The sequence below is a fragment of the Halopseudomonas sp. L-58 genome, from assembly GCF_056859475.1.
Genome location: NZ_JBSXON010000065.1, coordinates 172499 through 196961, shown reverse-complemented (window position 1 = coordinate 196961; position 24463 = coordinate 172499). Strand labels below are relative to the sequence as shown.

Annotated in this window: 25 protein-coding genes; 10 read left to right on the top strand and 15 right to left on the bottom strand. The window is 62.5% G+C overall.

The features are described from left to right. The first annotated feature begins 9 nt into the window (after positions 1-9). The 5 genes from mltB to lipB are packed head-to-tail and all read left to right on the top strand — an operon-like array spanning position 10 to position 4101. Positions 10-1017 (top strand): lytic murein transglycosylase B, encoded by a 1008-nt coding sequence (gene mltB / locus AC13EY_RS11585; protein ID WP_335599179.1) that lies wholly within the window; start codon positions 10-12, stop codon positions 1015-1017. After that, a complete protein-coding gene (locus AC13EY_RS11580) occupies positions 1017-1934 on the top strand; it encodes a septal ring lytic transglycosylase RlpA family protein (protein WP_228245363.1) in 918 nt (305 codons plus the stop codon). Before mltB ends, AC13EY_RS11580 begins: the two co-directional genes overlap by 1 nt. Positions 1935-1979: 45 nt before the next feature. Beyond that, positions 1980-3179 carry a D-alanyl-D-alanine carboxypeptidase family protein gene (locus AC13EY_RS11575; RefSeq protein ID WP_228245249.1) on the top strand — a complete coding sequence of 400 codons (1200 nt, stop codon included), beginning with the start codon at positions 1980-1982 and terminating at the stop codon, positions 3177-3179. A gap of 11 nt (positions 3180-3190) precedes the next feature. Beyond that, a complete protein-coding gene (locus tag AC13EY_RS11570) occupies positions 3191-3469 on the top strand; it encodes an HP0495 family protein (protein WP_228245250.1) in 279 nt (92 codons plus the stop codon). Next, positions 3469-4101, top strand: coding sequence for a lipoyl(octanoyl) transferase LipB (lipB, locus tag AC13EY_RS11565; protein WP_269686912.1), 633 nt, complete (start codon positions 3469-3471; stop codon positions 4099-4101). Before AC13EY_RS11570 ends, lipB begins: the two co-directional genes overlap by 1 nt. Before the next feature lie 33 nt (positions 4102-4134). Here lipB and lipA read toward each other — a convergent pair whose 3' ends face one another. Both lipA and AC13EY_RS11555 read right to left on the bottom strand, forming a co-directional pair. Beyond that, positions 4135-5184, bottom strand: coding sequence for a lipoyl synthase (lipA, locus tag AC13EY_RS11560; protein WP_335599171.1), 1050 nt, complete (start codon positions 5182-5184; stop codon positions 4135-4137). A gap of 123 nt (positions 5185-5307) precedes the next feature. Further along, positions 5308-6609 carry a lytic murein transglycosylase gene (locus AC13EY_RS11555; RefSeq protein WP_335599170.1) on the bottom strand — a complete coding sequence of 434 codons (1302 nt, stop codon included), beginning with the start codon at positions 6607-6609 and terminating at the stop codon, positions 5308-5310. Positions 6610-6932: 323 nt separating this feature from the next. On the opposite strand from AC13EY_RS11555, the gene AC13EY_RS11550 reads away from it, so the two are divergent. Then, positions 6933-8426 (top strand): SulP family inorganic anion transporter, encoded by a 1494-nt coding sequence (locus tag AC13EY_RS11550; RefSeq protein ID WP_335599169.1) that lies wholly within the window; start codon positions 6933-6935, stop codon positions 8424-8426. Between the two features lie 17 nt (positions 8427-8443). Then, positions 8444-9304, top strand: coding sequence for a universal stress protein (locus tag AC13EY_RS11545; RefSeq protein WP_228245259.1), 861 nt, complete (start codon positions 8444-8446; stop codon positions 9302-9304). 11 nt (positions 9305-9315) lie between these two features. Here AC13EY_RS11545 and holA read toward each other — a convergent pair whose 3' ends face one another. The 3 genes from holA to leuS are packed head-to-tail and all read right to left on the bottom strand — an operon-like array spanning position 9316 to position 13524. Beyond that, positions 9316-10344, bottom strand: coding sequence for a DNA polymerase III subunit delta (gene holA, locus AC13EY_RS11540; RefSeq protein ID WP_285676416.1), 1029 nt, complete (start codon positions 10342-10344; stop codon positions 9316-9318). A gap of 7 nt (positions 10345-10351) precedes the next feature. After that, a complete protein-coding gene (locus AC13EY_RS11535) occupies positions 10352-10897 on the bottom strand; it encodes an LPS-assembly lipoprotein LptE (protein ID WP_233048312.1) in 546 nt (181 codons plus the stop codon). Between the two features lie 20 nt (positions 10898-10917). Next, entirely contained in the window at positions 10918-13524 is a 2607-nt protein-coding gene (gene leuS / locus AC13EY_RS11530) for a leucine--tRNA ligase (RefSeq protein ID WP_335599168.1), read from the bottom strand. A gap of 186 nt (positions 13525-13710) precedes the next feature. Between leuS and AC13EY_RS11525 the strand changes: the two genes are divergently transcribed. Then, positions 13711-13977: a hypothetical protein gene (locus AC13EY_RS11525; RefSeq protein ID WP_335599167.1), complete on the top strand. Its 267-nt coding sequence runs from the start codon at positions 13711-13713 to the stop codon at positions 13975-13977. Here the strand turns inward: AC13EY_RS11525 and lnt are convergent. From lnt to miaB, 5 genes are all read right to left on the bottom strand, one after another. Beyond that, the gene (gene lnt / locus AC13EY_RS11520) at positions 13930-15450 is read right to left on the bottom strand and encodes an apolipoprotein N-acyltransferase (protein ID WP_335600758.1); all 1521 of its coding nucleotides are present in this window, start codon (positions 15448-15450) and stop codon (positions 13930-13932) included. The two genes, AC13EY_RS11525 and lnt, sit on opposite strands and share 48 nt — an antisense overlap. Before the next feature lie 23 nt (positions 15451-15473). Then, positions 15474-16313, bottom strand: coding sequence for an HlyC/CorC family transporter (locus AC13EY_RS11515; protein WP_088273493.1), 840 nt, complete (start codon positions 16311-16313; stop codon positions 15474-15476). Between the two features lie 6 nt (positions 16314-16319). Beyond that, the gene (gene ybeY, locus AC13EY_RS11510) at positions 16320-16778 is read right to left on the bottom strand and encodes an rRNA maturation RNase YbeY (protein WP_233048309.1); all 459 of its coding nucleotides are present in this window, start codon (positions 16776-16778) and stop codon (positions 16320-16322) included. Beyond that, a complete protein-coding gene (locus AC13EY_RS11505; RefSeq protein WP_088273495.1) occupies positions 16768-17781 on the bottom strand; it encodes a PhoH family protein in 1014 nt (337 codons plus the stop codon). Before AC13EY_RS11505 ends, ybeY begins: the two co-directional genes overlap by 11 nt. A 145-nt stretch (positions 17782-17926) precedes the next feature. Next, positions 17927-19252 carry a tRNA (N6-isopentenyl adenosine(37)-C2)-methylthiotransferase MiaB gene (gene miaB / locus AC13EY_RS11500; protein ID WP_088273496.1) on the bottom strand — a complete coding sequence of 442 codons (1326 nt, stop codon included), beginning with the start codon at positions 19250-19252 and terminating at the stop codon, positions 17927-17929. A gap of 143 nt (positions 19253-19395) precedes the next feature. Here miaB and AC13EY_RS11495 point away from each other — a divergent pair, with 143 nt between their 5' ends. Further along, complete coding sequence (locus tag AC13EY_RS11495) at positions 19396-19725, top strand: DUF1820 family protein (protein WP_228245264.1); 330 nt, start codon at positions 19396-19398, stop codon at positions 19723-19725. Positions 19726-19743: 18 nt separating this feature from the next. On the opposite strand, the gene AC13EY_RS11490 is transcribed toward AC13EY_RS11495, so the two are convergent. Genes AC13EY_RS11490 through AC13EY_RS11470 form a run of 5 tightly spaced genes read right to left on the bottom strand, consistent with a single transcriptional unit; the run spans position 19744 to position 23724 of the window. Beyond that, positions 19744-20352: a tetratricopeptide repeat protein gene (locus AC13EY_RS11490; protein ID WP_228245265.1), complete on the bottom strand. Its 609-nt coding sequence runs from the start codon at positions 20350-20352 to the stop codon at positions 19744-19746. A gap of 7 nt (positions 20353-20359) precedes the next feature. Then, positions 20360-21010 carry a hypothetical protein gene (locus tag AC13EY_RS11485; protein ID WP_088273499.1) on the bottom strand — a complete coding sequence of 217 codons (651 nt, stop codon included), beginning with the start codon at positions 21008-21010 and terminating at the stop codon, positions 20360-20362. Then, complete coding sequence (hemL, locus tag AC13EY_RS11480; protein WP_482876230.1) at positions 21007-22287, bottom strand: glutamate-1-semialdehyde 2,1-aminomutase; 1281 nt, start codon at positions 22285-22287, stop codon at positions 21007-21009. The genes AC13EY_RS11485 and hemL overlap by 4 nt, the downstream gene beginning before the upstream one ends. A gap of 10 nt (positions 22288-22297) precedes the next feature. After that, entirely contained in the window at positions 22298-22927 is a 630-nt protein-coding gene (gene thiE / locus AC13EY_RS11475; RefSeq protein ID WP_285676412.1) for a thiamine phosphate synthase, read from the bottom strand. Then, complete coding sequence (locus AC13EY_RS11470) at positions 22924-23724, bottom strand: hydroxymethylpyrimidine/phosphomethylpyrimidine kinase (protein ID WP_335599165.1); 801 nt, start codon at positions 23722-23724, stop codon at positions 22924-22926. Before AC13EY_RS11470 ends, thiE begins: the two co-directional genes overlap by 4 nt. A gap of 297 nt (positions 23725-24021) precedes the next feature. On the opposite strand from AC13EY_RS11470, the gene AC13EY_RS11465 reads away from it, so the two are divergent. Beyond that, entirely contained in the window at positions 24022-24444 is a 423-nt protein-coding gene (locus tag AC13EY_RS11465; RefSeq protein ID WP_228245274.1) for an Mpo1 family 2-hydroxy fatty acid dioxygenase, read from the top strand. Positions 24445-24463 lie beyond the last annotated feature (19 nt).

Genomic DNA, 24463 nt, shown 5'->3' with positions numbered 1-24463 from the left:
CGTGCCCGTATGGGCGCGGCGTTGCGTACCTGCTCCACGGCGCTGGCTGCCGCGCTGCTTGCCACTGGCGCTGCCGCCTTGCAGGCGGGGGACTATGGCCCTGATCATCCGGGGGTACCGGATTTTGTGCGGCAGATGCAGAGTGAGCACGGCTTCAGTGCCGAGCACGTGCAGGCACTGCTGGATCAGGCGGTGCACCAGGACAACATCATCAAGGCGATCTCGCGTCCGGCCGAGCGGGTCAAACCCTGGCATGAGTACCGCGCTATCTTCATTACCGATCAGCGCATCGAGCGCGGGCTGGCGTTCTGGGCAGAACATGCCGATACGCTCGCGCGGGCCGAGCGGGAGTACGGTGTAGAGCCGGAGGTGATTCTGGCTATCATCGGCGTCGAGACCTTCTACGGCCGCAACATGGGCTCGTATCGCGTCCTCGATGCGCTCGCGACCCTGGGGTTCGACTACCCGCCGCGTGCCGACTTTTTCCGCAAGCAGTTGATGAGCTACATGGTGCTGACCCGTGAGCAGCAGATCGACCCGCTGACCCTCAAGGGGTCGTACGCGGGTGCGATGGGTTTCGGCCAGTTCATCCCATCCAGCTACCAGGCCTATGCCGTCGACTTTGATGGCGACGGCAAGGTTGATATCTGGAACAACCCGGTTGATGCGATCGGCAGTGTTGCCAACTATTTCCACCAGCACGGCTGGACACACGGCGCCCGGGTCGCCATCGAGGCACAGGTCAGCGGCGACCGCTACCGGGACGGGTTGACCGAGCCCAAGGGCCTGGAAGCGCGGCAGAGTGTTGGCGAACTCAAGGCACTGGGCTGGACACCGCAGGCCACCCTGGCAGACGATGAGCAGGTCATGGCTTTCGAGTTCGACGCCGGGGAACGAATGCGGTACTGGGTGGGTCTGAACAACCTGTACGTCATCACCCGCTACAATCGCAGCGTCATGTATGCCATGGTGGTACATCAACTCGCAGACCTGTTACGTGAGGCCAGGCCCGAATGATGCCGAATGTCCTGTCATCCATGCGTTATGTGCTGCTCGGCGCTCTGGCCGCGCTCGCTGCCTGCTCATCCAATCCGCAGAGCGGACCCTCGACCAGCCCTGGCGCCGCTGCGGGCGCGCCGGCCGACAGCCGGCCGCTGCGTGACGGGCCACCCAGCTATATGCAGGATGTATCGCTGATTCCGGATGCGGTGCCGACGCCGCACACCGGGGCATTCAAGGCGTCGCCCTACACGGTCCTTGGCCAGCGTTACCATCCGATGCAGGATGGCCGCAGCTATCGGGAGGAGGGCACAGCGTCCTGGTACGGCACCAAGTTCCACGGTCAGCACACCGCCAATGGCGAGGTATACGATCTGTATGGGATGTCTGCCGCACACAAGACCTTGCCGTTGCCGACCTACGTTCAGGTCACCAACCTTGATAATCAGCGTAAGGTGATTGTCCGGGTCAATGACCGTGGGCCCTTCTATTCGGACCGGATTATCGACCTGTCCTTCGCCGCAGCAAAAAAACTGGGGTTTGCTGATCAGGGGACGGCCAGGGTGCGGGTCGAAGGCATTGATCCGGTGGCCTGGCAGCAACAGAACAACCCTGACTATCTGGTGACCCGAGAGGCCGTTGCCGCGGCACCGGTCATGGCCGCGCTGCCGCCAGAGCCGGTCGAGAACGTGCAGGCCGGGGGGTATTATCTTCAGGTTGGTGCATTTTCATCCGATCAGGCCGCACAGGCGCTGCGTCAGCGCGTGATGGGCCTGGTTGGCAACAATGTCCGGGTGAGCCCGGTACAGATTGATTCCCGTACCCTGCATCGTGTCAGGGTGGGGCCGCTGAATACTCAGGACGAGGCTCGACGGATGATGGAAACCCTGCGCGTAGCCAACCTGGGGACGCCTGCATTGGTCACTTCCAACTGATTTTAGTACCCGCGTAAACGCAACCCACCATTGATTGTGAGCACCATGTTGAAAAAACTGATTTCGACCCTGCTGATTACCTCCGTCGCGGCTCTGACGCTGACCGCTCAGGCACAGACGCCGGCCCGCCCGACCCTGAATGCGCCGTCGGCGGCTGCGCCGATCGTGCCGACTGCGCCGGAGCTGGCAGCGACCAGCTATCTGCTGATTGATGCCAACAGTGGCGCCGTGCTGGTGGAGCATAATGCCGATACTCCCCTGCCGCCGGCCAGCCTGACCAAGATGATGACCAGCTATATCGTCAGTCAGGAAATCAAGCGCGGCCAGATCGGCGAGAATGATCCGGTGCTGGTCAGCGAGAAGGCCTGGCGCATGGGTGGTTCGAAAATGTTCATCCGCGTCGGTACCGAGGTATCGGTAATCGACCTGCTGCGCGGCGTCATTATCCAGTCCGGCAACGATGCCAGTATCGCTTTGGCCGAGCACGTTGCCGGCAGCGAGGATGCCTTTGCCGACCTGATGAATGCGCAAGCGCAGCGGCTTGGCATGACCAACACGCACTTCGTCAACGCGACCGGCTGGCCGGCCGAGGATCACTATGCCTCGGCCCGTGATCTGGCGATTCTTGCGCAGGCGATCATTCGGGATGATCCGAAATCCCACTATGCGATCTACGGCGAGAAGGAGTTCGTCTGGAACGATATCCGTCAGCCCAACCGCAACCTGATGCTCTGGCGCGACAGTACGGTGGATGGCCTGAAGACCGGTCACACCGACGAGGCGGGTTTCTGTCTGGTAGCGTCGGCCAAGCGCGATGACATGCGTCTGATCTCGGTGGTGATGGGCACCACGAGCGAGGCGGCCCGGGCCGCAGAAACCCAGAAGTTGCTTACCTGGGGCTTCCGCTTCTTTGAAACCAAAACCTTCTATCAGCCGGGTCAGGTTCTGGCCGATGAACGGGTCTGGAAAGGCGCGCAGAGCTCCGTGCAGCTGGGGCTGCAGGACGGTCTGATGCTGACGCTGCCGAAGGGCCAGGCAGACAAGCTGGAGGCCAGCCTGAGCTTGAATAAGCCGCTCATTGCCCCCATTCAGGTGGGAGACGTGTTGGGTGAAGTCGAGGTGAAGCTCGGTGAAGAGGTTGTTCACAAGGCGCCTCTGGTTGCACTCACTGCGGTTGAAGAGGGCGGTTTGTTTGGTCGTCTGTGGGACAGTATTCGTCTGTTCTTCTACGGCCTGTTTGATTGAGGAGGCCGCATATGGCCGATGTAACCGAGCCTCAGGCTCCAAAAATCGAATTTCCCTGTCAGTACCCGATCAAGGTGATCGGGACTGCCGGTGACGACTTTGCCGAGGTGATCTGCGAGGTGGTGGAGAAACACGCCCCCGGTATCGATACCACCACGGTCGAGATCAGGGACAGCAAGAACGGTCGTTTTCTGTCACTGCGGGTGGTCATCACGGCCACTGGTCAGGAGCAGCTCGAAGCACTGCATCGTGACCTCAAGGCCACCGGTCGCGTGCATATGGTGCTTTGATGGCAGGTCCTTCCGGGCTGGTCATTCGCCGCCTAGGGCTGGTGGACTACCAGCCCACCCTTGATGCCATGCGCCGGCTAACCGAGGAGCGTGGCGCCGATACTCCCGACGAAATCTGGCTGCTGCAGCACCCCCGGGTATTTACCCAGGGGCAGGCGGGCAAGGCTGAACATGTGCTGGCGCCCGGTGATATTCCGGTCATCAAGGTCGAGCGTGGTGGGCAGGTGACCTATCATGGCCCGGGGCAGCTGGTGGCCTATCTGATGCTGGATCTGCGCCGCAAGAACCTGGGCGTGCGCGACCTTGTGACTGCCATGGAGCAGAGCCTTGTCGACGTGCTGGCGCTGCATGGCGTCGAGGCGGCGCCGCGTGCGGATGCGCCGGGTGTTTATGTTGGTGCAGACAAGATTGCCTCGCTGGGGCTGCGGGTACGCCGCGGCTGCTCGTTCCACGGGCTGGCACTGAATCTGGATATGGATCTGGAGCCGTTTCGGCGGATCAACCCGTGCGGCTACGCCGGTCTGCGCATGACCCAGCTGACTGAGCACGTCGAGGGGCCGGTGGATATGCTTCTGGTCGAGGAGCAGCTGGCAACGGCGCTACGCAAGCGCCTTGGATACTTCGCAGAGTAGAGTTGTTCGGGCGCGTCTGCGCCCGACTCGGTTTCAGCTCAGATTCAGGGTCGGAATCAGGCTGGCGTCGACTGCCTGGCCCGGCACTGGCGCAGGCGCGGCCAGGCCCAGGTTGTTCTTCTCGAATACCCTGTCGGCTCGGTAGCTGGAGCGCACCAGCGGGCCGGCGGCCACTTCCATAAAGCCCATCTCCAGACCGATCTCGCGATAGCGGTTGAACTCTTCAGGGCTGACCCAGCGTTGTACCGCCAAGTGATTGCGGGTCGGCTGCAGGTACTGGCCAAGGGTAACGATATCCACGCCGATTTCGCGCAGGTCCTTGAAGGTCTCCAGAATTTCGTCGTCGGTTTCACCCAGACCGACCATCAGGCTGGTCTTTGTCAGCACCTGCGGACGGTGCTTCTTGGCGTGGGCCAGCACGTCCAGGGTCTTGCGGTATCCGGCGCGCGGGTCGCGTACCTCGTGGGTCAGGCGTTCGACGGTTTCGACGTTCTGGGCGAAGACTTCCAGGCCTGAATCAACGACCGCTTCAATCGCGCTCAGCTCGCCGTCAAAGTCAGGCGTAAGGGCCTCGACGACCACCTGGGGCGTGCGTGCCTTGATCGCGCGCACGCAGGCGGCGTAATGGGCTGCGCCGCCGTCGTCCAGATCGTCCCGGTCGACCGAGGTCAGCACGATATAGCGCAGGGCCATCAGCTCGACGGATTTCGCGGTGTTCTCCGGTTCTTCCTTGTCCAGCCAGCCGTTCGGGTTGCCGGTGTCCACCGCGCAGAAACGGCAGGCGCGGGTGCAGACCGATCCCATGAGCATGATGGTGGCGGTGCCGTTGGACCAGCACTCGCCCATATTGGGGCAATGGGATTCCTGGCAGACCGTGCTCAGGCGATGTTCGCTGACATTACGTTTGACTGCCTCAAAACGGTCACCGCCCGGTGCCTTGACTCGCAACCACTTGGGCTTTGGCGAAAACACCTGGGGTTCAGTGTTGGCGCGACGTTTCTGGCCATCCTTGATGGCGGCAATGCCCTGGGCGTTGCGAAACTTTTCGCCGCTGGCAACGGACTTCTGCGGGGTGTCGGACATGATCGGCAGGGCTCCTGGTAGAGGCTCCGTAGGGTGCTGAAATAGGCACGGGTTGGCTTGTGGCCGTCGCAAATTCTACCACAGTGGCACAAGCGCGCGCAGCGCTGAGCTGCGCGCTGACGATCATGGCCGGCGCAGCGCCTCGAGCAGCTCGACCGAGGCGTAACCGTCGGCCGGCCAGCCCTGTTGCTGCTGGAAGCTGCGAATGGCGCGCCGGGTATTGGCGCCGATAATGCCGTCGATGCCGCCCGGCTCCAGGCTTTTCTCGGTCAGCAGGGTCTGCAGTTCGATGCGCTCACTGCGTGACAGTGGGCGGTCATCGGTCGGCCAGTCGGCGACGATCCGTCCGCCATCCTGAAACCGCTCGGACAGCAGGCCGATGGCCAGCGCATAACTCGACGAGTTGTTGTAGCGCATGATGGTGCTGAAGTTGTGCAGCAGCAGGAAGGCGGGGCCACGATGACCGGCGGGCAGCAGCAGCGCGGCGCGCTGGTCGGCCAGATTATCGGCAAGGCGCTGGCCTCCGGGGGTGGTGACGCCCAGCGCTTGCCATTCGGCAACGGTCTTCTTCACCGCCGGGTCGGCCTGGGCATAATCGAAGTTGGCTGGCAGCAGCACTTCCTGGCCCCAGGATTGGCCGGAGCGCCAGCCGGATTGCTGCAGGTAATGCGCAGCCGAGGCCAGGGCGTCGGCTGGTGAGTTCCATATATCACGTTTGCCATTGCCATCGAAATCCACTGCGTACTGGTTGTAGGTGGTGGGAATAAACTGGGTCTGCCCCATGGCACCTGCCCATGACCCAAGCATGCCTGCCGGTTCGATGTCGCGGTGCTGCAGGATATCCAGTGCTGCCAGTAACTGATCGTGGGCAAAGCGCGGGCGTCGGCCCTCGTGGGCCAGGGTGGCCAACGAGCGAATAACCGGGCGGTTTCCCATGTTCTGGCCGTAGTTGCTCTCCAGCCCCCAGATGGCGGCCAGAATGTGCCGGTCTACCCCGTAGCGCTGTTCGATGGCATTCAGCGTCTCGCGTTGGGCGGCCAGGCGACTGCGGCCGGTCGATACCCGCTGGCTGGACATGGCGCTGTCGAGGTAGGCCCACACTGGCCGGGAGAACTCGGGCTGGCTGCGGTCCGCCCTGATGACATCTTCATCCGGAGTGACGCCTGCGAAGGCGCGGTCAAAGAGTTCGGCGTCGATACCCTTGTCCAGTGCCTCCTGGCGAAAGCTGTCTCGCCATTGGGCGAATGTCTGCGGTTTGGGCGCTTGTGCCGGCACCGCTGCCGGCGCAACGGCTGCGGCGGGCGGCTGGGTCGGTGCCGCTTGCGCGAGCGCGGCGCTGGGTGCGTCTGCGCAGGCGGTGAGCCAGATAAGGCTGAACGAGGTGATCAGATGGAGGCGGGCCTTGCGGCTGAGGGGTGTTGGCATGCAGATTCTCTGGATTCTTGTCTGGGCTGTCGGGTGCTTTACAAGCCCCGTCCTTGAGCTTTTCGAGGTTTTCTTACTGGAAAGGTTCCGGCAGCAAAACCCGACAATGACAGGTGACGCGCGACTCGGCAAGGGCGGCAAATGGCCGTATGCCGGCATTTATGCTAGAGTTCGCGGCCTCTATTGACCCTGCTTCCTTGCCCGCGCGCCTTCGGCGATTTCGCGGGGCATGTGACATTGTGTTGCCGCATGTGAACAGGGGGCCCCGCACCCTGACGACGCTGCGGTGTCGTCTGCTGAATTGAAAACAGGTTTGCCTGCCCATGACTGTCATCGAAACCCTGCGCCGCGAATGGTTCTCCAACGTGCGCGGCGACCTGCTGTCCGGCCTGGTCGTTGCCCTGGCGCTGATCCCTGAGGCCATCGCCTTCTCCATCATCGCCGGAGTGGATCCCAAGGTTGGCCTGTATGCCTCTTTTTGTATTGCGGTGGTGATCGCATTTACCGGCGGTCGTCCCGGCATGATTTCGGCGGCAACCGGGGCGATGGCATTGCTGATGGTTACCCTGGTTCGCGAGCACGGCCTGGAGTACCTGCTGGCCGCTTCCGTGTTGTGCGGTGTGCTGCAGATCGGCGCCGGTTATCTGCGGCTCGGCTCGCTGATGCGCTTCGTTTCGCGCTCGGTGGTGACCGGGTTTGTCAACGCGCTGGCGATCCTGATTTTTATGGCCCAGCTGCCCGAGCTGACTGGCGTAACCTGGCACGTTTACGCCATGACTGCCGCCGGCCTGGGTATCATCTATCTGTTCCCCTTGCTGCCGGGCGTCGGCAAGGTTATTCCCTCGCCACTGGTGTGCATTCTGTTGCTGACCGCTGTATCGATCTATCTCGGGCTGGATATTCGCACTGTCAGTGATATGGGCGAGTTGCCCGATACCCTGCCGGTCTTCCTCTGGCCGGACGTGCCACTCAACCTCGATACGCTGATGATCATTCTGCCGTACTCTGTCGCGATGGCGGTGGTTGGGCTGCTTGAGTCGATGATGACTGCCACGATTGTCGACGATCTGACCGATACCAGCAGTGACAAGAACCGTGAGTGCAAGGGCCAGGGTGTAGCGAATATCGCATCGGGCCTGCTTGGCGGCATGGCGGGCTGCGCCATGATCGGTCAGTCGGTGATCAACGTGAAATCCGGTGGTCGCACCCGCCTGTCGTGCTTTGTGGCCGGCAGTGTGCTGCTGGTGCTGGTGGTGTTTGCCAGCGACTGGGTCGGGCAGATTCCCATGGCGGCGCTGGTGGCGGTGATGATCATGGTGTCGATCGGCACCTTCAGCTGGGATTCGATCCGCAACCTGCGTCACCATCCGTTGTCGACCAACCTGGTCATGCTGGCCACCGTATCAGTGGTGGTGGCGACCCATAACCTGGCCTATGGCGTGTTTGTCGGCGTGCTGCTGGCGGCAATGTTTTTCGCCAACAAGATTGGTCATTACCTGCATATCGGCAGCGTGCTGAGCGCCGATGGCGAAGAGCGTCGCTACGAGGTGGTGGGCCAGGTGTTTTTCAGTTCTGCGGACAAGTTTGCTGCGGGCTTTGATTTCAGGGAAGCGCTTGATAGGGTGGTGATTGACCTGAGTCGCGCCCACTTCTGGGATATCACCGCCGTGGGTGCTCTGGATAAGGTCGTCATCAAGTTCCGCCGGGAGGGTACAGCGGTTGAGGTCATCGGCCTGAATGAGGCCAGTGCCACGATTGTGGATCGGTTTGGCGTGCATGACAAACCTGATGCGGTAGACCACATCGGCGGTCACTGAAAGCAACGGAGAGCAGGATGAACGAACCACAGGTACTGGCCTGCATCGATGGCTCCGCATCCAGCGAGGCGGTCTGCGATTATGCCGCCTGGGCCAGCTTGCGCCTGTCCGCGCCGCTGACCTTGCTGCATGTATTGGAGCCTAACGTCGGCGCATCGCCTGCCGACCTGTCCGGCAGCATCGGACTGGGCAGTCGCGAGCATCTGCTGAGCGAGCTGGCGGAGCTGGACGAACGACGTGCACGCCTGCTGCGCGAACAGGGCAAGTTGATGCTCGATGCTGCGACAGCCCGGGTGCGCGCAGATGGAGTGGCAGAACCCGCTCTGCGGCAGCGCCACGGGCGCCTGGTCGACACCCTGCAGGAGCTGGAAAGCGATATCCGGCTGCTGGTGGTTGGGCGACAGGGTGAAGCCGGCGGCTCGGCAGCGAGCCAGGTTGGCAGTCAGCTGGAAAGCGTAATTCGCACCATGCATCGGCCGGTACTGGTCTCTACCGGCGTATTCCGCTCACCGCAGCGCGTGCTGGTGGCCTTCGATAACAGCCCAAGTGTTCGCAAGGGACTGGACCTGTTGTTACAGAGTCCCTTGTTGGCCGGTCTGGCGATGCACCTGCTAATGGTCGGTGCCGATACCGCTGACGCGCGGGAGGCTCTTGAGTTCGCCCGCTTGCAGCTGCAGCAGGCAGGCGTCACGGCAACGGCCGAGATCCGCGCTGGCGCAGAGGTGGACTCGGTGCTTTTGGCCTGTCAGCGCGAGCAGGCAATGGATCTGATCGTCATGGGTGCCTACGGCCATTCGCCCATTCGCCGGTTTCTGGTCGGCAGCACGACCACGTCCATGCTCCGCCATGCCGAGTGCCCGTTGCTGCTGCTGCGCTGACCGCCCCTGAATCAGAGCGCCAGACGCGCGCCCGAGGCCTCGACCAGAATCCGTGCCAGGCCATCCCAAGGTGAACCCGGTGCCTGGCCCTTGATCTGCTCGTCAACGGTTTGGGCATCGCCCAGCCAGCGTTCCCAGGCCATCGCCGGATGGCGTTGCAGTGCCGCGCGGAGCAAGGGTTTGCGCTTATCCCAGACCGGCGGACGCTGGCTGGCGAATACCTTGTCCAGCGGTATGCCGCGGCTGTGCTGCTGGGCCATATCGGCCAGGGCCCGCAGTTCACGGCTCACAGCCCAGAGAATCACCGGAGCCTCGACCCCTTCGCCGCGCAGGCCATGAAGCATGCGCAGGGCATGTTCCGGCTGCCCCTGCAGCATGGCATCGCTGAGGTTGAAAACGTCGAAGCGGGCGCTATCGGCAACAACCTGCTGCACCGTCTCCAGGCTCAGCTGGCCCTGCGGGCAGTAGAGTTTCAGCTTCTCGATTTCCTGCGCCGCCGCCAGCAGATTGCCTTCCACCCGCGCGCAGAGCAGGTCGATCGCCTCGGGGCCAGCCTGCAGGCCGGCGGCAAGCAGGCGCTCGCGAATCCAGTTGGGTAATTGGGCAGGCTCAATCGGCCAGATCTGGACGAACCGGCTGTCAGCGTGTTCGATCAGGGTTTTTGCCCACTTGCTGCGCTGGGTCGTGCCATCGAGCTTGGGCAGACTGATCAGCAGGGTAGTGTCTTCGGCAGGCTGTTCCAGATAGGCCAGTAACGCCTTTGCTCCGGCGTCACCCGGTTTGCCCGAGGGAATGCGCAGTTCGAGCAAGCGCTTCTGGGCAAACAGCGAGAGGCTGTGGCTGGCTTCGTACAGCTGGGACCAGTCGAAACTGCGGTCCACATCAAAAACCTGGCGCTCCTCGCTGCCGGCGTTGCGGCAGGCCTGGCGAATCAGGTCGCAGGCCTCGCCACAGAGCAGCGGATCATCACCGCTGACAACGTAGACGGCGGCCAGCTCGTCCCTGAGCTGCTTGCCCAGCTGGGGGGCGTTGAGCTTCATTACCTGCTCAGTTGCCCTGCTGGTCGAGACGCGATTCGCGGCTGGAAAGGTCGCTTTCGCTGATACTGGAGAGACGGAACAGCAACTGGCGGGTGAGGTCCTGACGCATTTCCCGGCGCAGCAGCTCCTCTTCCTCGGTGGTGCCGATAATGTTGTCCTTATCGTTGACGTAAATACGGCGTGTGGCCAGGGTTTCCGGACCGATCAGCGGGCGACCCTGACGGTCGGCGATCTGGAAGGTCAGGTTGCTGGTCAGCTCGTATTCTGCCGGAGTCGAGCTGCTGGTATAACTTACTGCTCTGCGCTCCTGACCTTCGTTCAGCAGTTGCAGCCGATAGGCTGCGGTCGGCGTGACCTGGACCCCGTCCACTTCCAGTGCCTCAAGCACTTGCTGATAGGTTCGGCCGTAGCGGTTTTGCGCCGTTACATCGAGTTGGGTCAGCTCGACGCTGTCGACACCGGTGCCGCGCAGGTGGAATCCGCAGCCGGAGGCGAGCAGGGTGGCGCCGAGAACGGCGCAGCTGAGCAGCAGGCGGGGGGTGGTCAGTGACATCTTGGCTCTCCGTTGCAAAATCAGTTGGCGACAATGTTGACCAGCTTGCCCGGGACGACGATCACCTTGCGGATGGTCAGGCCCTCGGTAAAGCGCAGCACATTCTCGTTTTCCCGCGCGGTGGCTTCAATCAGCTCGCGGCTGGCGTCGGCGGCGACTTCAATGTGACCGCGCAGCTTGCCGTTGACCTGAATAACCAGTTGCAGGCTGTCCTGTACCAACGCGCTCTCGTCGACGCTCGGCCAGCGCGCGTCGATGATCGCATCGCTGTGACCCAATGCCTGCCAGAGGCTGTGGCAGATGTGCGGGGCGATGGGCGCCAGCAGCAGGGCGACGGTTTCCAGGCCTTCCTGCATCAGGGCGCGGTCCTGCTCGGCGTCCTGCGGTGCCTTTTCCAGCACGTTCATCAGGGTCATCACGGCGGCGATGGCGGTATTGAACTTGTGGTGCTGGCCGATATCCTGGCTGGCCTGCTTGATGGCCAGATGGATGGCGCGGCGTACGGCTTTCTGCTCGTCGCTCAGGCTGGTGAGGTCGGCGTTTGCGGCCGGGCCCCTGGCATGGTGCTGCTGGCTCAGGCGCCAGACGCGGCGCAGGAAGCGCTGGGCGCCTTCAACGCCGGAGTCGGACCATTCCAGGCTCATGTCCGGCGGTGACGCGAACATCATGAACAGGCGGCAGGTGTCGGCGCCGTACTGGTCGATCATGGCCTGCGGGTCAACGCCGTTGTTCTTCGACTTGGACATCTTCTCGGTGCCGCCGATCTCGACCGGCTGGCCGTCGCTGCGCAGGGTGGCAGCAACTATCTTGCCCTTGGCGTCGCGCTCGACATCCACGTCGGCCGGGTTGTACCAGGTCTTGCTGCCGTTGGCTTCAAGGCGGTAGTAGGTGTCGGCCAGCACCATGCCCTGGGTCAGCAGGTTCTTGAACGGCTCGTTGCTGCTGACCAGGCCCTCGTCGCGCATCAGCTTGTGGAAGAAACGCGCGTAGAGCAGGTGCAAAATAGCGTGTTCGATCCCGCCGATGTACTGGTCCACCGGCAGCCAGTGATTGGCCGCAGCCGGGTCGACCATGCCCTTGTCATATTGCGGGCTGGCGTAGCGGGCGTAGTACCAGGAGCTTTCAACGAAGGTATCCATGGTGTCGGTTTCGCGCTTGGCGGCGGCGCCACACTTCGGACAGCTGCACTCATAAAATTCGGGCATCTTGGCCAGCGGGCTGCCGGCGCCATCGGGAATCACGTCTTCGGGCAGGACTACCGGCAACTGGTCATCCGGCACCGGTACGTCACCACAGCTGTCGCAGTGAATGATCGGAATCGGGCAGCCCCAGTAGCGCTGACGGCTGATACCCCAGTCGCGCAGGCGGAACTGGGTGCGTGGCTCGCCCAGGCCTTTCTGCTTCAGTACTTCGCCAATGGCGGTAAAGGCGCTGTCGTAGTCCAGGCCGTCGAATTCTTCTGAGTTGATCAGCTCGCCCTTCTCGGCGTAGGCGTCCTGCCAGGGTTCGGGTGTTTCGTCGCCGGCAGAAGTGCGGATTACCGGCTTGATCGGCAGGCGATATTTGCTGGCAAAGGCAAAGTCGCGCTCATCATGCGCCGGTACGGCCATCACGGCGCCTTCGCCATACCCCATGAGCACGTAATTGGCGACCCATACCGGCAGCTTCTCGCCGGTCAGCGGGTGCAGCACGTACAGCGGGGTCGGCAGGCCTTTCTTTTCCTGGGTAGCGATGTCGGCCTCGGCCACACCACCACGCTTGCACTCGTCGATGAACGCCTGCAGTTCGGGGTTGTTTTGCGCGGCCTGGGTGGCCAGCGGGTGCTCGGCGGCAACGGCAACGTAGGTCGCGCCCATCAGGGTGTCCGGGCGTGTGGTAAAAACCTTCAGGGTGCCGTCGTGGCCGATGCTGGCGGTGTCGTACGGGAACTGGACTTCCATGCCGACCGACTTGCCGATCCAGTTGCGCTGCATGGTCTTGACCTGTTCGGGCCAGCCGGTCAGCTCATCGAGCGAGCTCAGCAGCTCCTCGGCGTAGTTGGTGATCGCGAAGTAATACATCGGGATCTCGCGCTTCTCGATCACGGCGCCGCTGCGCCAGCCCTTGCCGTCGATTACCTGCTCGTTGGCCAGAACAGTCTGGTCGACCGGGTCCCAGTTCACGGTACCGTTCTTGCGGTAGATGATGCCCTTCTCGAACAGGCGGGTGAACAGCCATTGCTCCCAGCGGTAGTAATCCGGCTTGCAGGTGGCGATCTCGCGCGACCAGTCGATTGCCAGGCCCAGGCTTTTCAGTTGGGTACGCATGTAATCGATGTTGGAGTAGGTCCAGGCAGCCGGAGCGACTTTATTGTTCATCGCTGCGTTTTCCGCCGGCATGCCGAAGGCGTCCCAGCCCATGGGCTGCAGTACGTTCTTGCCCTGCATGCGCTGGTAGCGGGCGATCACGTCACCGATGGTGTAGTTGCGCACATGCCCCATGTGTAGCTTGCCGCTGGGGTAGGGAAACATCGACAGGCAGTAGTAGGTGTCCTGGTCGGGGGTTTCGCTGACCTTGAAAGCGTTGGCATTGTCCCAGTCGGTCTGGGCAGCGGCTTCGATTTCGCTCGGTGAATACTGTTCTTGCATGGCGTGGGGTCTGGTGACTCGTGGTGACGTGAAAAAGTAATGGGGCAGGATACACCACCCGGCGCTCATCAGGTAGTCACATGCCATTCGTCGCCGGCTCGGTAGACACCCGGTCGGTGGGTCTATTCTCTAGGTGGGAAGGCAGGTCACCGGGGCTTGCTTCAGGCTACTGCGGGAGGGTGCGAGATGTGTGGCGGATTGCCTTCGGTGGTAGCTCGACAGCCACAGGACAGTGCCTATGGTCGTTTGCTTAGACGGCTGGACCAGGCGCTGGATATGGCGCACACCCGGCAATGGCTCAGTGGCTATCCGGAATTGCCGAGTGAACTCGAGCTGCAGGGGCTGAGCCCCGAGGAGATGGTGCTGCTGCAGCAGATTCTGGTCGCCATCTCCACTCGCACGCCGCTACCGGGCGTGACGCCGGCGCCAGGCAACGGGCAGCAGTATTGCTAGTGCCATAACTATCAGCGGCCAGCTGCGCCAGCGCAGATAGGGCGTCTGCCCGGTCATCGGCTGCACCTCGCCGATCAATACCTCCTGCTGAAACTGCGCAATCCGCTGGCGAATGATGCCGCGCGGATCGATCAGCGCGGTCACGCCATTATTGGTCGCACGGATCATCCAGCGCTGGCTTTCGATGGCGCGCATCTGCGCCATCTGCAGGTGCTGGAGCGGGCCAATGGAAGAGCCGAACCAGCTGTCGTTGCTGATAGTGATCAACAGGTCGCTCCGGGCGGCGAGCTTGGCGGCAAAATCGGGGTAGACCGCCTCGTAGCAGATCAGTGGCGCCAGCTGGTAACCGGCGGCCTGCAGTGGCGGCTGATCGGCCGGCCCGCGACTGAAGCTGGACATCGGCAGGTTGAAAAAATCGATCAGGCCGCGCAGCAGGCCTTCCAGTGGCACGTACTCGCCAAAGGGTACCAGCTTCTGTTTCAGGTACTGGCTGCGGGGCTCGCTGCCACCGACCATGATGCCGTTGTAGATGCGCATGCCATGCTCATCGTGGGTATCGACCGGGATGCCGGTGATGAGGGTGCGGCCTTGCTGCGCCAGATTGGCGGCGATGCCGTCAACAAAGTACAGCGATTGGCTCTGCAGGACCGGTACCGCGGTTTCCGGCCAGACCACCAGATCGGTTGGCGGTTGGGCGTAGGTCAGGTCGCGGTACAGTTCCAGTGTGTGGGTAATGTAGGCCGGGTCCCACTTGTTGGCCTGCTCTATGTTGGCCTGCACCAGATTGACGCTCAGGCGCTTGCCGACTGGCCGGGTCCAGTCGACGTATTGCAGCAGCAACCCGCCGCCCCAGAACAAGCTGACCAGCGCAGCAACGGCCGCCGCCTGCAGTGGGCGTCGCAGCAGACGCCACTCGGTCAACAGGCAGGCGATCAGCACTGATATCACGCCGAGCAGCCAGACACCGCCAATCGGCGCCCAGCCGGCCAGCGCGCTGTGAGTGTGCGCATAGCCGTGATAGAGCCAGGGGAAGCCTGTGAGGAACCAGCTGCGGAACATTTCCTGGGCAAACCACAGCAGGGCGAAACACAGGCTGGCGAGCCACGGGCCCTGCGGGCGCAGAAATCGCACCCAAAGCCAGGCCATCAGTGCAAAGAAGCAAGCCAGTCCCAGTTCCAGTCCGCCGGTCAGCAAGGCGGCCAGCGGCGGTGAGGCATTGCCGTGGACGTGGATGCTGATATAGATCCAGGAAACGCCGGAGACGAACAGCCCCAGCCCCCAGGCGCCACCGCGCAGGGGGGCCTGCTTTGGCGTGACGTCCTTCAACCCCTGATACAGCAGGGCCACTGAGAGCATGCCCAGCGGCCAGATGTTGTAGGGGGCAAAGGAGAGGGTGCTGAGCGCGCCGGCGACCAGCGCGATCAGGTGGCCGACAAGGCCGGGGCCGCGCAGGCGGCTGAGCAGGGCATGCATGGAGATGTCCTTATCGGTGCCGGCTAGCGGTTGACCAGGGTGACGCGCAGCAGATGAACCCGGCGGCTGTCGGCGTTCAGCACGCGAACCCGGAAACCGTCCAGCTCGACCACTTCATTGCGTTTGGGCAGATGGCCGAAGGCGTTCATGACCAGCCCGCCAACGGTATCGAACTCTTCGTCGGAGAACTCGGTTTCGAAGTGTTCGTTGAACTCCTCGATGGGGGTCAGGCCCTTGACCAGATAATCACCGCTGGGCAGCGGTTTGATCTGACTGTCCTCGTCAACATCATGCTCGTCTTCAATGTCGCCGACGATTTGCTCCAGCACGTCTTCGATGGTAACCAGACCGGATACGCCGCCGTATTCATCGATGACAATGGCCATGTGATTGCGGGTGGCGCGGAACTCCTTGAGCAGCACGTTGAGGCGCTTGGATTCCGGTACAAAGGTCGCGGAACGCAGGATGTCCTTGATGTTGAAGCGCTCGGTGTTCTCTTCCAGCAGCAGCGGCAGCAGGTCCTTGGCGAGCAGAATGCCCAGCACATCATCGACGTTCTCGCCGATGACCGGAAAGCGCGAGTGGGCGGCTTCGATCACTGCAGGCAGAAATTCGCGCGGGCTGTGGCTTGCCTTGATAGTAGTCATCTGCGAGCGCGGCACCATGATGTCGCGGACCTGCATGTCCGACACCTGGAGCGCACCTTCGATGATCGACAGGGCCTCGATATCCAGAACCTCGTTACTGTGCGCCTCGCGCAGCAGCTCGAGCAGTTCCTGGCGGTTCTTGGGTTCATGGACAAAAGCCTGGACCAGTTTATCCAGCCACGACTTATGCCCGTTGGTCGATCGATCTTCGCTCATTGGTCCTTACTCATCATCTTCAAGATAGGGGTCGGCTATGCCGAGTTCTGCCAGCAATTCCCGTTCCAGGGCTTCCATCTCTTCTGCATCGGCGTCTTCGATGTGATCGTAGCCGAGCAGGTGCAGGCAACCGTGGATGACCATGTGCGCCCAGTGCGCGTGCAGGGGTTTGCCCTGCTCGTCAGCTTCACGGGCGACTACGGGGACGCAGATCACCAGGTCGCCAAGCAGCGGCAGGTCAAGTTCGGGGGGCAGGTCTGCAGGAAAGGACAATACGTTGGTGGCGTAGTCCTTGCCGCGATAGGTGCTGTTCAGCTGGCGGCCCTCATCGGCGTCCACCAGACGGATGGTCAGTTCTCGGTCGGTGCCGGTACCCAGGGCCAGCCCGACCCAGCGTATGAAGCTGTCGTCGTCGGGCTGATCGGGTGCGCTGGAAGCGCGCTGGATGTCGAGCTCAATGCTCATTGCGACGCTCCTTGCGGGCAGCTTCCTGCAGCGCGTCGAAGCGGTCGTAGGCCTCGACGATGCGCTGGACCAGCGGGTGTCGCACCACGTCCTTGGACTCGAAGTGGGTGAAGCCAATGCCCTTGACGTCTTTCAGCACTTCGGTGACGTGGGCCAGGCCCGAGCGGGTGCCGCGGGGCAGGTCGACCTGGGTAATGTCGCCGGTGATCACCGCGGTCGAGCCGAAGCCGATACGGGTCAGGAACATCTTCATCTGTTCCAGTGTGGTGTTCTGCGACTCGTCGAGAATGATGAAGCTGTTGTTCAGGGTGCGGCCACGCATGTACGCCAGCGGCGCGATCTCGATCACCTGCTTTTCGATCAGCTTGGCAACCTGCTCAAACCCGAGCATCTCGTACAGGGCGTCGTAGAGCGGGCGCAGGTAGGGGTCGATCTTCTGCGCCAGGTCACCGGGCAAAAAACCCAGCTTCTCGCCGGCTTCCACCGCCGGACGTACCAGCAGGATGCGCCGAATCTGCTCGCGCTCCAGTGCATCGACCGCGCAGGCCACCGCCAGATAGGTCTTGCCGGTGCCGGCCGGGCCGATGCCGAAGTTGATGTCGTGCTCGAGAATAGAGCGCACGTACTTCTGCTGATTCGGGCCGCGCGGCTGGATGCTCATCTTGCGCGTGCGCAGGATCACCGGCTTGTGGTCTTCACCATTGCTGAGGCTTTCGCCCAGGCTTTCCAGTCCCGATTCCTGCAGATACAGGTGCACGGTATCCGGGCTCAGGTCGTCGGTATTGCGGGTTTCGCGATACAGCTGACGCAGTACGGCTTCGGCCGAACGGGTCAGGGAATCGTCGCCAATCAGCTCGAAGTGGTTGCCGCGGTTGCGGACTTCGATGCCGAGGCGTTGTTCGATCAGGCGGAGATTTTCATCGAACTGGCCGCAAAGGCTGGCGAAGCGGCGGGGGTCGACAGGTTCGATACTGAAGCGATGGATATGCTGGGGCGCGTTCAAAATGGTCCGTTGGTCGCCATATGGCACTGAGAAGCGCACAGGATAGCGCGCAAATATCCCGCTGCAAAGACCCGCCCATCCATACCTGTCACTGGGTTATCAGTACAACGGTGGCGGTTTTGCAGCGGGGGCGGGGCACACCTGCTCAGTGTGCCGTGTTGCTGATCAGCGTGCCGCGCAGCGAGTGTGGCAGCGCCTCTTCAATCCGGACGTCGACGAACTGGCCGATCAGGCCGGGGTTGTCGCAGCGGAAGTTGACCACGCGATTGTGCTCGGTGCGGCCCTGCAGCATGCCCGGGTCCTTCTTCGAGAAGTCGCTGACCAGGATGCGCTGGGTGGTGCCGACCATGCGGCGGCTGTTCTCGAAGCCCTGCTGGTTCAGGCGTGCCTGAAGAATCTGCAGGCGCTGCTTCTTGGTCTCCATTGGCGTGTCATCATTCAGATCGGCCGCCGGCGTGCCGGGACGGGCGCTATAGATGAACGAGTAGGAGAAATCGAAGCCGACGTCCTCAACCAGTTTCATGGTCTGCTCGAAATCACGGTCGGTCTCACCCGGGAAGCCGATAATGAAGTCCGAGCTGAGGATGATGTCCGGAACCGCGGCTTTCAGCTTGCGGATGCGCGACTTGTATTCCAGTGCGGTGTGGTTGCGCTTCATCGCCGCCAGTACCCGGTCGGAACCCGATTGCACCGGCAGGTGCAGGTACTTCACCAGCTTCGGAATCTCGGCGTGGGCCTGGATGATGGCGTCGGAAAATTCCAGCGGGTGGCTGGTGGTGTAGCGAATGCGCTCAATCCCGTCGATCGCTGCCACAGCGTGCAGCAGGTCGGCAAAGTCGGTACCGTCAAAACGGTAGCCATTGACGTTCTGACCCAGCAGGGTGACTTCCTTGACGCCGTTCTCGGCCAGGTGAACGATCTCGGCCAGCACGTCGGCCAGCGGGCGGCTGACTTCCTCGCCACGGGTGTAGGGCACCACGCAGAAGCTGCAGTACTTGCTGCAGCCTTCCATGATCGATACGAAGGCCGTCGGGCCGTCTACGCGTGGCTCGGGCAGGGCGTCGAACTTCTCGATCTCGGGGAAGCTGACATCCACCTGCGGCTGCTGTGTGGTGCGCGCGGCGTTGATCATCTCAGGCAGGCGGTGCAGGGTCTGCGGGCCGAAGACGACGTCAACGTAGGAGGCGCGATCGCGGATGGCGGTGCCTTCCTGGCTGGCGACGCAGCCGCCAACGCCGATGATCAGCTCCGGGTTCTTCTCTTTTAGCGGGCGCCAGCGGCCCAGCTCGGAGAAAACCTTTTCCTGAGCTTTTTCACGGATCGAGCAGGTGTTGAGCAGGATGACATCCGCCTCATCGGGGTTGTCGGTCAGCTCCATTGCCTGATGTTCGCCGAGCAGGTCTGCCATGCGCGAGCTGTCATACTCGTTCATCTGGCAACCGTGGGTCTGAATAAAGAGTTTCTTGGCCATGGGATTGTGCTGGGGGCTAGCTGGGAAAAGGGGCGATTATACACACATCTGCTTCTGCCGCCCCCTGTGCTATGATGCGCGCCCGCCGAGCGGCTGATGCCACGGTGTCCTTCCACGTTTTTCAAGGTGTTGATCAACCCGTCATGAGCAAAGAAAAGCAACCGGTTTTCCGGGTCATCTTCCAGAACCAGGGACAGGTGTTCGAGCTTTACGCCCAGCAGATCTTTCAGAGTGAGCTGTGGGGGTTCATGGAAATTGAAGAGCTGATCTTCGGCGAGCGGTCACAGATGCTGGTCGATCCGGCCGAAGAGAAACTGAAGAATCAGTTTGAAGGGGTCAAGCGCAGCTTCATTCCCGTGCACTCGATCATTCGTATTGACGAAGTTGAACGCGTCGGCACGCCAAAAATCACCGACGCTCAGGGCGGCAGCAACATCATGCATTTCCCGATGCCGCCGCGTAACGACGGCTGACAGACTCATGCAGCAGCCTCAAGGCTGCTGAAGTTCCTGATCCGTCTGGTCGATATCACCGGGTGGCTCGACGGGGGCGCCCGGCGCCATCGTGCCACTGAGCTGTTCCTCGCGAATCTGCGCCAGATAGTCCCGAAACAGGGTGCCGAGCACATGGTTGGCCACCTGAACTTCCTGTGCGTCCATCTCTTGCGCGACCAGGTCAGCAGCATCCATGGCGTCATCATTGCCGTTGACGGCGGCCATCTTGAGGATGATGTAGGCCTGCGGCAGGTTGCGCGGGATGCCTTCGCCGTTGAAGTGCATCATACCCAGAAGGTACTGGGCTCTGGGCTCACCCTGGATTGATGCCTTTTCCAGCCACTGCAGCGAGGTCGCATAGTTGCGCTCTACGCGCTCACCCTTGTAGTACAGCTGGCCCAATTCGAATTGCGCCTGCATGTCGCCGCCGTCGGCCGCGCGCTGGCATGCGTCCAGCGCCAGCGGCAGGCTTTCATCGTCAACCCGTTCAAAGGCGCAGCGGTCGTCGGCACTGATCAGTAGCGGGTTATCCGACTCTGCCAGCAGGGTGGACGCCGGCAGCATAAGCAGGCCGGTAAGGACAGCGGGCGTAAGCAGGCGTTGCATGACGGGATCAGGGCCTCGGCTGGTGATCGTCGGGTTCAGGTTGTGATCTATTGTGCGCCTGTTCACTCAACAGGCCAACTGTCACTGCCGCTCCCAGCAGGGCAGGGAATAGCAGAAGCAGTGTGTCGCCCGGAACAAACAGGTCAGCCAGGGGAGCTGCGCCCGGTTGCAGCAACGGTGTCAGCGTGCCGACGGCGCAGAGGGCCACGAAGGGCAGTGGTCGTCGGTCTTGCCGTGCGACCAGAAGGCAACCAGCGAGCATCACCAGCAACGCGGCGCTGTTGATCACCCACTGGTAGCCGAACAGCTGGTCCATCCGGCGCAGCAGTTCAAAGGCGGCCATCAGGCCGAGCAGGATGCGGCCCCAGGCTGCCGGCTGCCATTGCAGGCCGCGGCCAAGGTAGAACGCGGCCAGACCCAGTAACGGCAGGCTGAGGTTCTGCGCCGCCAGCCCGAGTATGCGCTGGGTATGTTCCAGCTCCTTTGCGAGTGAGCCAAGGCTCAGCAGCAGGCTGGCTGCGGCAGCCAGACCCAGTCCCAGCAAGGCGGCTGTCATGGCCCCTCGAGCCGCGGCAGACAGCGGCCTGCGCTGTCGCCACAGCCAGAAGCTGGCGGCGATCAGCAGCAGGGTCAGCAGGCCGTAGGCGAGCTGGCTCATAGCGCGGCAAAGGCCTTCTCGGCCGCATCCAGAGTCAGCTTCAGCTCGGTTTCGCCGTGGGCGATCGAGGTAAAGCCGGCCTCGAAGGCACTGGGTGCCAGATAGACGCCGCCATCGAGCATCAGGTGGAAGAACTTTTTGAAGCGCTCAACGTCGCTGGCCATAACATCCTCAAAGGTGACGATGTCATCGGCACCGGAGAAGTACAGGCCGAACATCGCGCCCGCCTGAGTGGTCACGAAGGGCACACCCGCGGCATCGGCGCGCTCCTGCAGGCCAGCCAGCATGCGGCTGGTGTAGGCGCTTACCTCGTCATGGAAGCCGGGACGGTTGATCAGGCGCAGGGTGGTCAGGCCGGCTGCCATCGCCAGCGGATTACCGGACAGGGTGCCGGCCTGGTAGACCGGGCCGAGCGGGGCGATGCACTCCATGACCGCACGTTTGCCACCGAAGCAGCCGACCGGCATGCCGCCGCCGATGATCTTGCCGAAGGTAGTCAGGTCCGGGGTGACGCCGTAGTGCGCCTGGGCGCCGCCGAGAGCCACGCGGAAACCGGTCATCACCTCGTCGAAAATCAGCACCACGCCGTGCTCGTCGCAGGCCTCACGCAGCCCCTGCAGGAAGCCGGGCGCCGGCGGCACGCAGTTCATGTTGCCGGCAACCGGCTCGACGATGATGCAGGCGACCTGCTGGCCGACGTCGGCCAGGGTCTTGCGCACCGCCTCGATGTCGTTGAACGGCAGGGTCAGGGTGTGCTTGGCGAAATCGGCTGGCACGCCGGCGGAGCTGGGCACACCCTGGGTCAGCAGGCCGGAACCGGCCTTGACCAGCAGGCTGTCGGAGTGACCGTGGTAGCAGCCCTCGAACTTGATGATGCTGTCGCGGCCGGTGTAGCCACGCGCCAGGCGGATGGCGCTCATGGTCGCCTCGGTGCCGGAGCTGACCATGCGCACCATACCCATCGACGGCACCAGCGAGCAGACCAGTTCGGCCATCTCGGTTTCCAGCGCGGTCGGTGCACCGTAGGACAGGCCGTGCTGCAGTTGATTACGCACCGCGTCCAGCACGTCCGGGTGGCTGTGGCCGAGGATCATCGGGCCCCAGGAGCCGACGTAGTCAACGTAGCGCTTGTCGTCTTCATCAATGACGTAAGCACCCTCGGCGTGCTTGAAGAACAGCGGTGTGCCGCCGACGCTCTTGAAGGCGCGGACCGGTGAATTGACGCCGCCCGGGATGTGTTTCTGGGCGCTGGCAAACAGGGATTCGGAACGGGACATGGCAAGTCTCTCAGGATGCGTGAATGAGTTGGCTGAACTGACGGGCGCGTTGCTGCACCGTCTCAGCGTCGGGAGCGCCGAACAGGCCGTTGATCACGGCCAGATAATCGGCGCCGGCGTCAAGCAGGGTCGACGCGTTGTCCAGGGTGATGCCGCCAATCGCGACAATGGGTACGGAAAATTGCTGGCGGGCTTCGCGCAGTAGCGCGGGCGTGGCTGCCGGTGCGCCCGGTTTGGTCATGGAATTGAAGAAGCGGCCAAAGGCGATATAGCTGGCGCCGTCAATCAGCGCGCGTTCAGCCATTTGCAGGCTGGCGTGGCAGGTGCCGCCGATCAGTGCGTCGGGGCCGAGCTGTTGGCGGGCCTCGCGCAGGGAACCGTCTTCCTGACCGAGATGCAGGCCGACGCCGAGTTCAGCGGCCAGCGCCAGATCATCGTTGATCAGCAGTTGGCAATCATGCGCGCGGCACAGCTCGGCAAGCTGGCTTGCTTCGGCCAGCCGCTTGCCGGCGTCACCGGACTTGTCGCGGTACTGCAGCCAGCGGGCACCGCCGATCAGCGCGGCTTCGACATAGGGCAGCAGCTTGCCGTCTGTCAGCAGGGCGCTGTCAGTAATGGCGTAAAGGCCGCGCTTGCTCACGAGCAGAAGTCCAGCGGCAGGCGGCGCGGTACGTACTGGCCATGGCCGGGCTGCTCGGCGTCGCGCAGGGTGCGCCAGGTATAGTCGAGTGACGAGCGCACCGCGCTGACCAGCTCTTCGCCGAGCGCCAGACGGCCTGCCAGCGTACTTGCCAGCGTGCAGCCGGAACCGTGATAACTGCCGGGCAGACGCGGGCAGGTGAAGTCGTGCTGGCTGCCATCGGCGCAGTACAGGCGATTGTGGATTTCGGCCTCGTCGCCATGACCGCCGGTGATCAGCAGGTGGCGAATATGGGGCAGCAGCTTGGCCGCGCACTCATCGGCGCTGCCGTCCGGCAGTTCGGCCAGAATGCGCGCCTCGGGCAGGTTCGGGGTAGCAATGGCGGCGACCGGGAACAGGCGCTCGCGAATGGCAAACCCAACATCATCCTTGCCCAGCGAACCGCCACCTCCGGCACGCAGCACCGGGTCGCAGACCAGCGGCACATTGGGCAGACGCAACATCAATTCCAGTACGGTGTCGACCATTTCGACCGAGCCGAGCATGCCCAGCTTCACCGCCGAAACCGGCATATCGCTGATGACCTTGTTGGCCTGGGCCAGCACCCACTCGCGGTCGAGTACACGGAAGTCGCTGACATCGACCGTGTCCTGCACGGTCAGCGCGGTCACCGTTGGCGCAGCGTGGCAGCCCTGGGCAATCAGCGCCTCGATGTCTGCCTGCAGGCCGGCGCCACCGCTCGGATCGTGGCCGGAGAGGCAAAGAACGACGGGCTTGAAGGGGTTCGGTTGGGTCATGGCGAGTTGTTCCGCGTGCTGACAGGCGTTTGACCAGCTCCGGCGCGCGCCCGGAGCTGGCATGACAGCGCGCTAGCATACCATCTTGCCCGCGTGGCGGGGTGAGCAGGCGTCTCGCCTCTAGGCGGGTGTTCGCACTGCAGGCGCGCAGCCGAGACCAGATCTTCGACCGGTGGCCGCGCTCCTTTACCAGCCAAGGCTACTCTGGCGCGCTTTGACACTGCCGCTGAGAGCATGGACAGCTACACTTGAAAGCAGCCTTGATAAATGAAAACCGCACAATAATGAAGGTGACCTATGAAAGCCATTGACCAATGGTTTGACGAGTACGGTGAAAGCCACCGCAACCCGTTCAACAAGCTGACGCACTGGATCTGTGTGCCGCTGATTACGTTCAGTGTGCTCGGTATGCTGTGGGCTATTCACCCGTGGGTAGCGATGGGGGCCGTAGCTGCAGCATTGGTGTTCTATGTGCTGCTGTCCTGGCAGATTGCACTGGCGATGCTGGTGGTCAGCTTACTGATGCTGCTGGGACTAAGCCTGATGACTCATGTGTTCTGGTGGTCGTTGGGGATCTTTGTACTGGCCTGGATCGGTCAGTTCATAGGGCATCATGTGGAAGGCAAGAAACCGTCGTTCTTCAAGGATGTACAGTTTCTGCTGATTGGCCCGGCCTGGTTGCTGGGTTTCGTGTTCAGGCTGTTCGGGTTGCGGTATTAATTGTTGCTGCCGATTAAAC

What these genes read in the sequence shown, in the direction of transcription:
- mltB (WP_335599179.1), top strand. Translation starts at nt 10, where the DNA reads ATGGGCGCGGCGTTGCGTACCTGCTCCACGGCGCTGGCTGCCGCGCTG.
- AC13EY_RS11580 (WP_228245363.1), top strand. Translation starts at nt 1,017, where the DNA reads ATGCCGAATGTCCTGTCATCCATGCGTTATGTGCTGCTCGGCGCTCTG.
- AC13EY_RS11575 (WP_228245249.1), top strand. Translation starts at nt 1,980, where the DNA reads ATGTTGAAAAAACTGATTTCGACCCTGCTGATTACCTCCGTCGCGGCT.
- AC13EY_RS11570 (WP_228245250.1), top strand. Translation starts at nt 3,191, where the DNA reads ATGGCCGATGTAACCGAGCCTCAGGCTCCAAAAATCGAATTTCCCTGT.
- lipB (WP_269686912.1), top strand. Translation starts at nt 3,469, where the DNA reads ATGGCAGGTCCTTCCGGGCTGGTCATTCGCCGCCTAGGGCTGGTGGAC.
- lipA (WP_335599171.1), bottom strand. Translation starts at nt 5,184, where the DNA reads ATGTCCGACACCCCGCAGAAGTCCGTTGCCAGCGGCGAAAAGTTTCGC.
- AC13EY_RS11555 (WP_335599170.1), bottom strand. Translation starts at nt 6,609, where the DNA reads ATGCCAACACCCCTCAGCCGCAAGGCCCGCCTCCATCTGATCACCTCG.
- AC13EY_RS11550 (WP_335599169.1), top strand. Translation starts at nt 6,933, where the DNA reads ATGACTGTCATCGAAACCCTGCGCCGCGAATGGTTCTCCAACGTGCGC.
- AC13EY_RS11545 (WP_228245259.1), top strand. Translation starts at nt 8,444, where the DNA reads ATGAACGAACCACAGGTACTGGCCTGCATCGATGGCTCCGCATCCAGC.
- holA (WP_285676416.1), bottom strand. Translation starts at nt 10,344, where the DNA reads ATGAAGCTCAACGCCCCCCAGCTGGGCAAGCAGCTCAGGGACGAGCTG.
- AC13EY_RS11535 (WP_233048312.1), bottom strand. Translation starts at nt 10,897, where the DNA reads ATGTCACTGACCACCCCCCGCCTGCTGCTCAGCTGCGCCGTTCTCGGC.
- leuS (WP_335599168.1), bottom strand. Translation starts at nt 13,524, where the DNA reads ATGCAAGAACAGTATTCACCGAGCGAAATCGAAGCCGCTGCCCAGACC.
- AC13EY_RS11525 (WP_335599167.1), top strand. Translation starts at nt 13,711, where the DNA reads ATGTGTGGCGGATTGCCTTCGGTGGTAGCTCGACAGCCACAGGACAGT.
- lnt (WP_335600758.1), bottom strand. Translation starts at nt 15,450, where the DNA reads ATGCATGCCCTGCTCAGCCGCCTGCGCGGCCCCGGCCTTGTCGGCCAC.
- AC13EY_RS11515 (WP_088273493.1), bottom strand. Translation starts at nt 16,313, where the DNA reads ATGAGCGAAGATCGATCGACCAACGGGCATAAGTCGTGGCTGGATAAA.
- ybeY (WP_233048309.1), bottom strand. Translation starts at nt 16,778, where the DNA reads ATGAGCATTGAGCTCGACATCCAGCGCGCTTCCAGCGCACCCGATCAG.
- miaB (WP_088273496.1), bottom strand. Translation starts at nt 19,252, where the DNA reads ATGGCCAAGAAACTCTTTATTCAGACCCACGGTTGCCAGATGAACGAG.
- AC13EY_RS11495 (WP_228245264.1), top strand. Translation starts at nt 19,396, where the DNA reads ATGAGCAAAGAAAAGCAACCGGTTTTCCGGGTCATCTTCCAGAACCAG.
- AC13EY_RS11490 (WP_228245265.1), bottom strand. Translation starts at nt 20,352, where the DNA reads ATGCAACGCCTGCTTACGCCCGCTGTCCTTACCGGCCTGCTTATGCTG.
- AC13EY_RS11485 (WP_088273499.1), bottom strand. Translation starts at nt 21,010, where the DNA reads ATGAGCCAGCTCGCCTACGGCCTGCTGACCCTGCTGCTGATCGCCGCC.
- hemL (WP_482876230.1), bottom strand. Translation starts at nt 22,287, where the DNA reads ATGTCCCGTTCCGAATCCCTGTTTGCCAGCGCCCAGAAACACATCCCG.
- AC13EY_RS11470 (WP_335599165.1), bottom strand. Translation starts at nt 23,724, where the DNA reads ATGACCCAACCGAACCCCTTCAAGCCCGTCGTTCTTTGCCTCTCCGGC.
- AC13EY_RS11465 (WP_228245274.1), top strand. Translation starts at nt 24,022, where the DNA reads ATGAAAGCCATTGACCAATGGTTTGACGAGTACGGTGAAAGCCACCGC.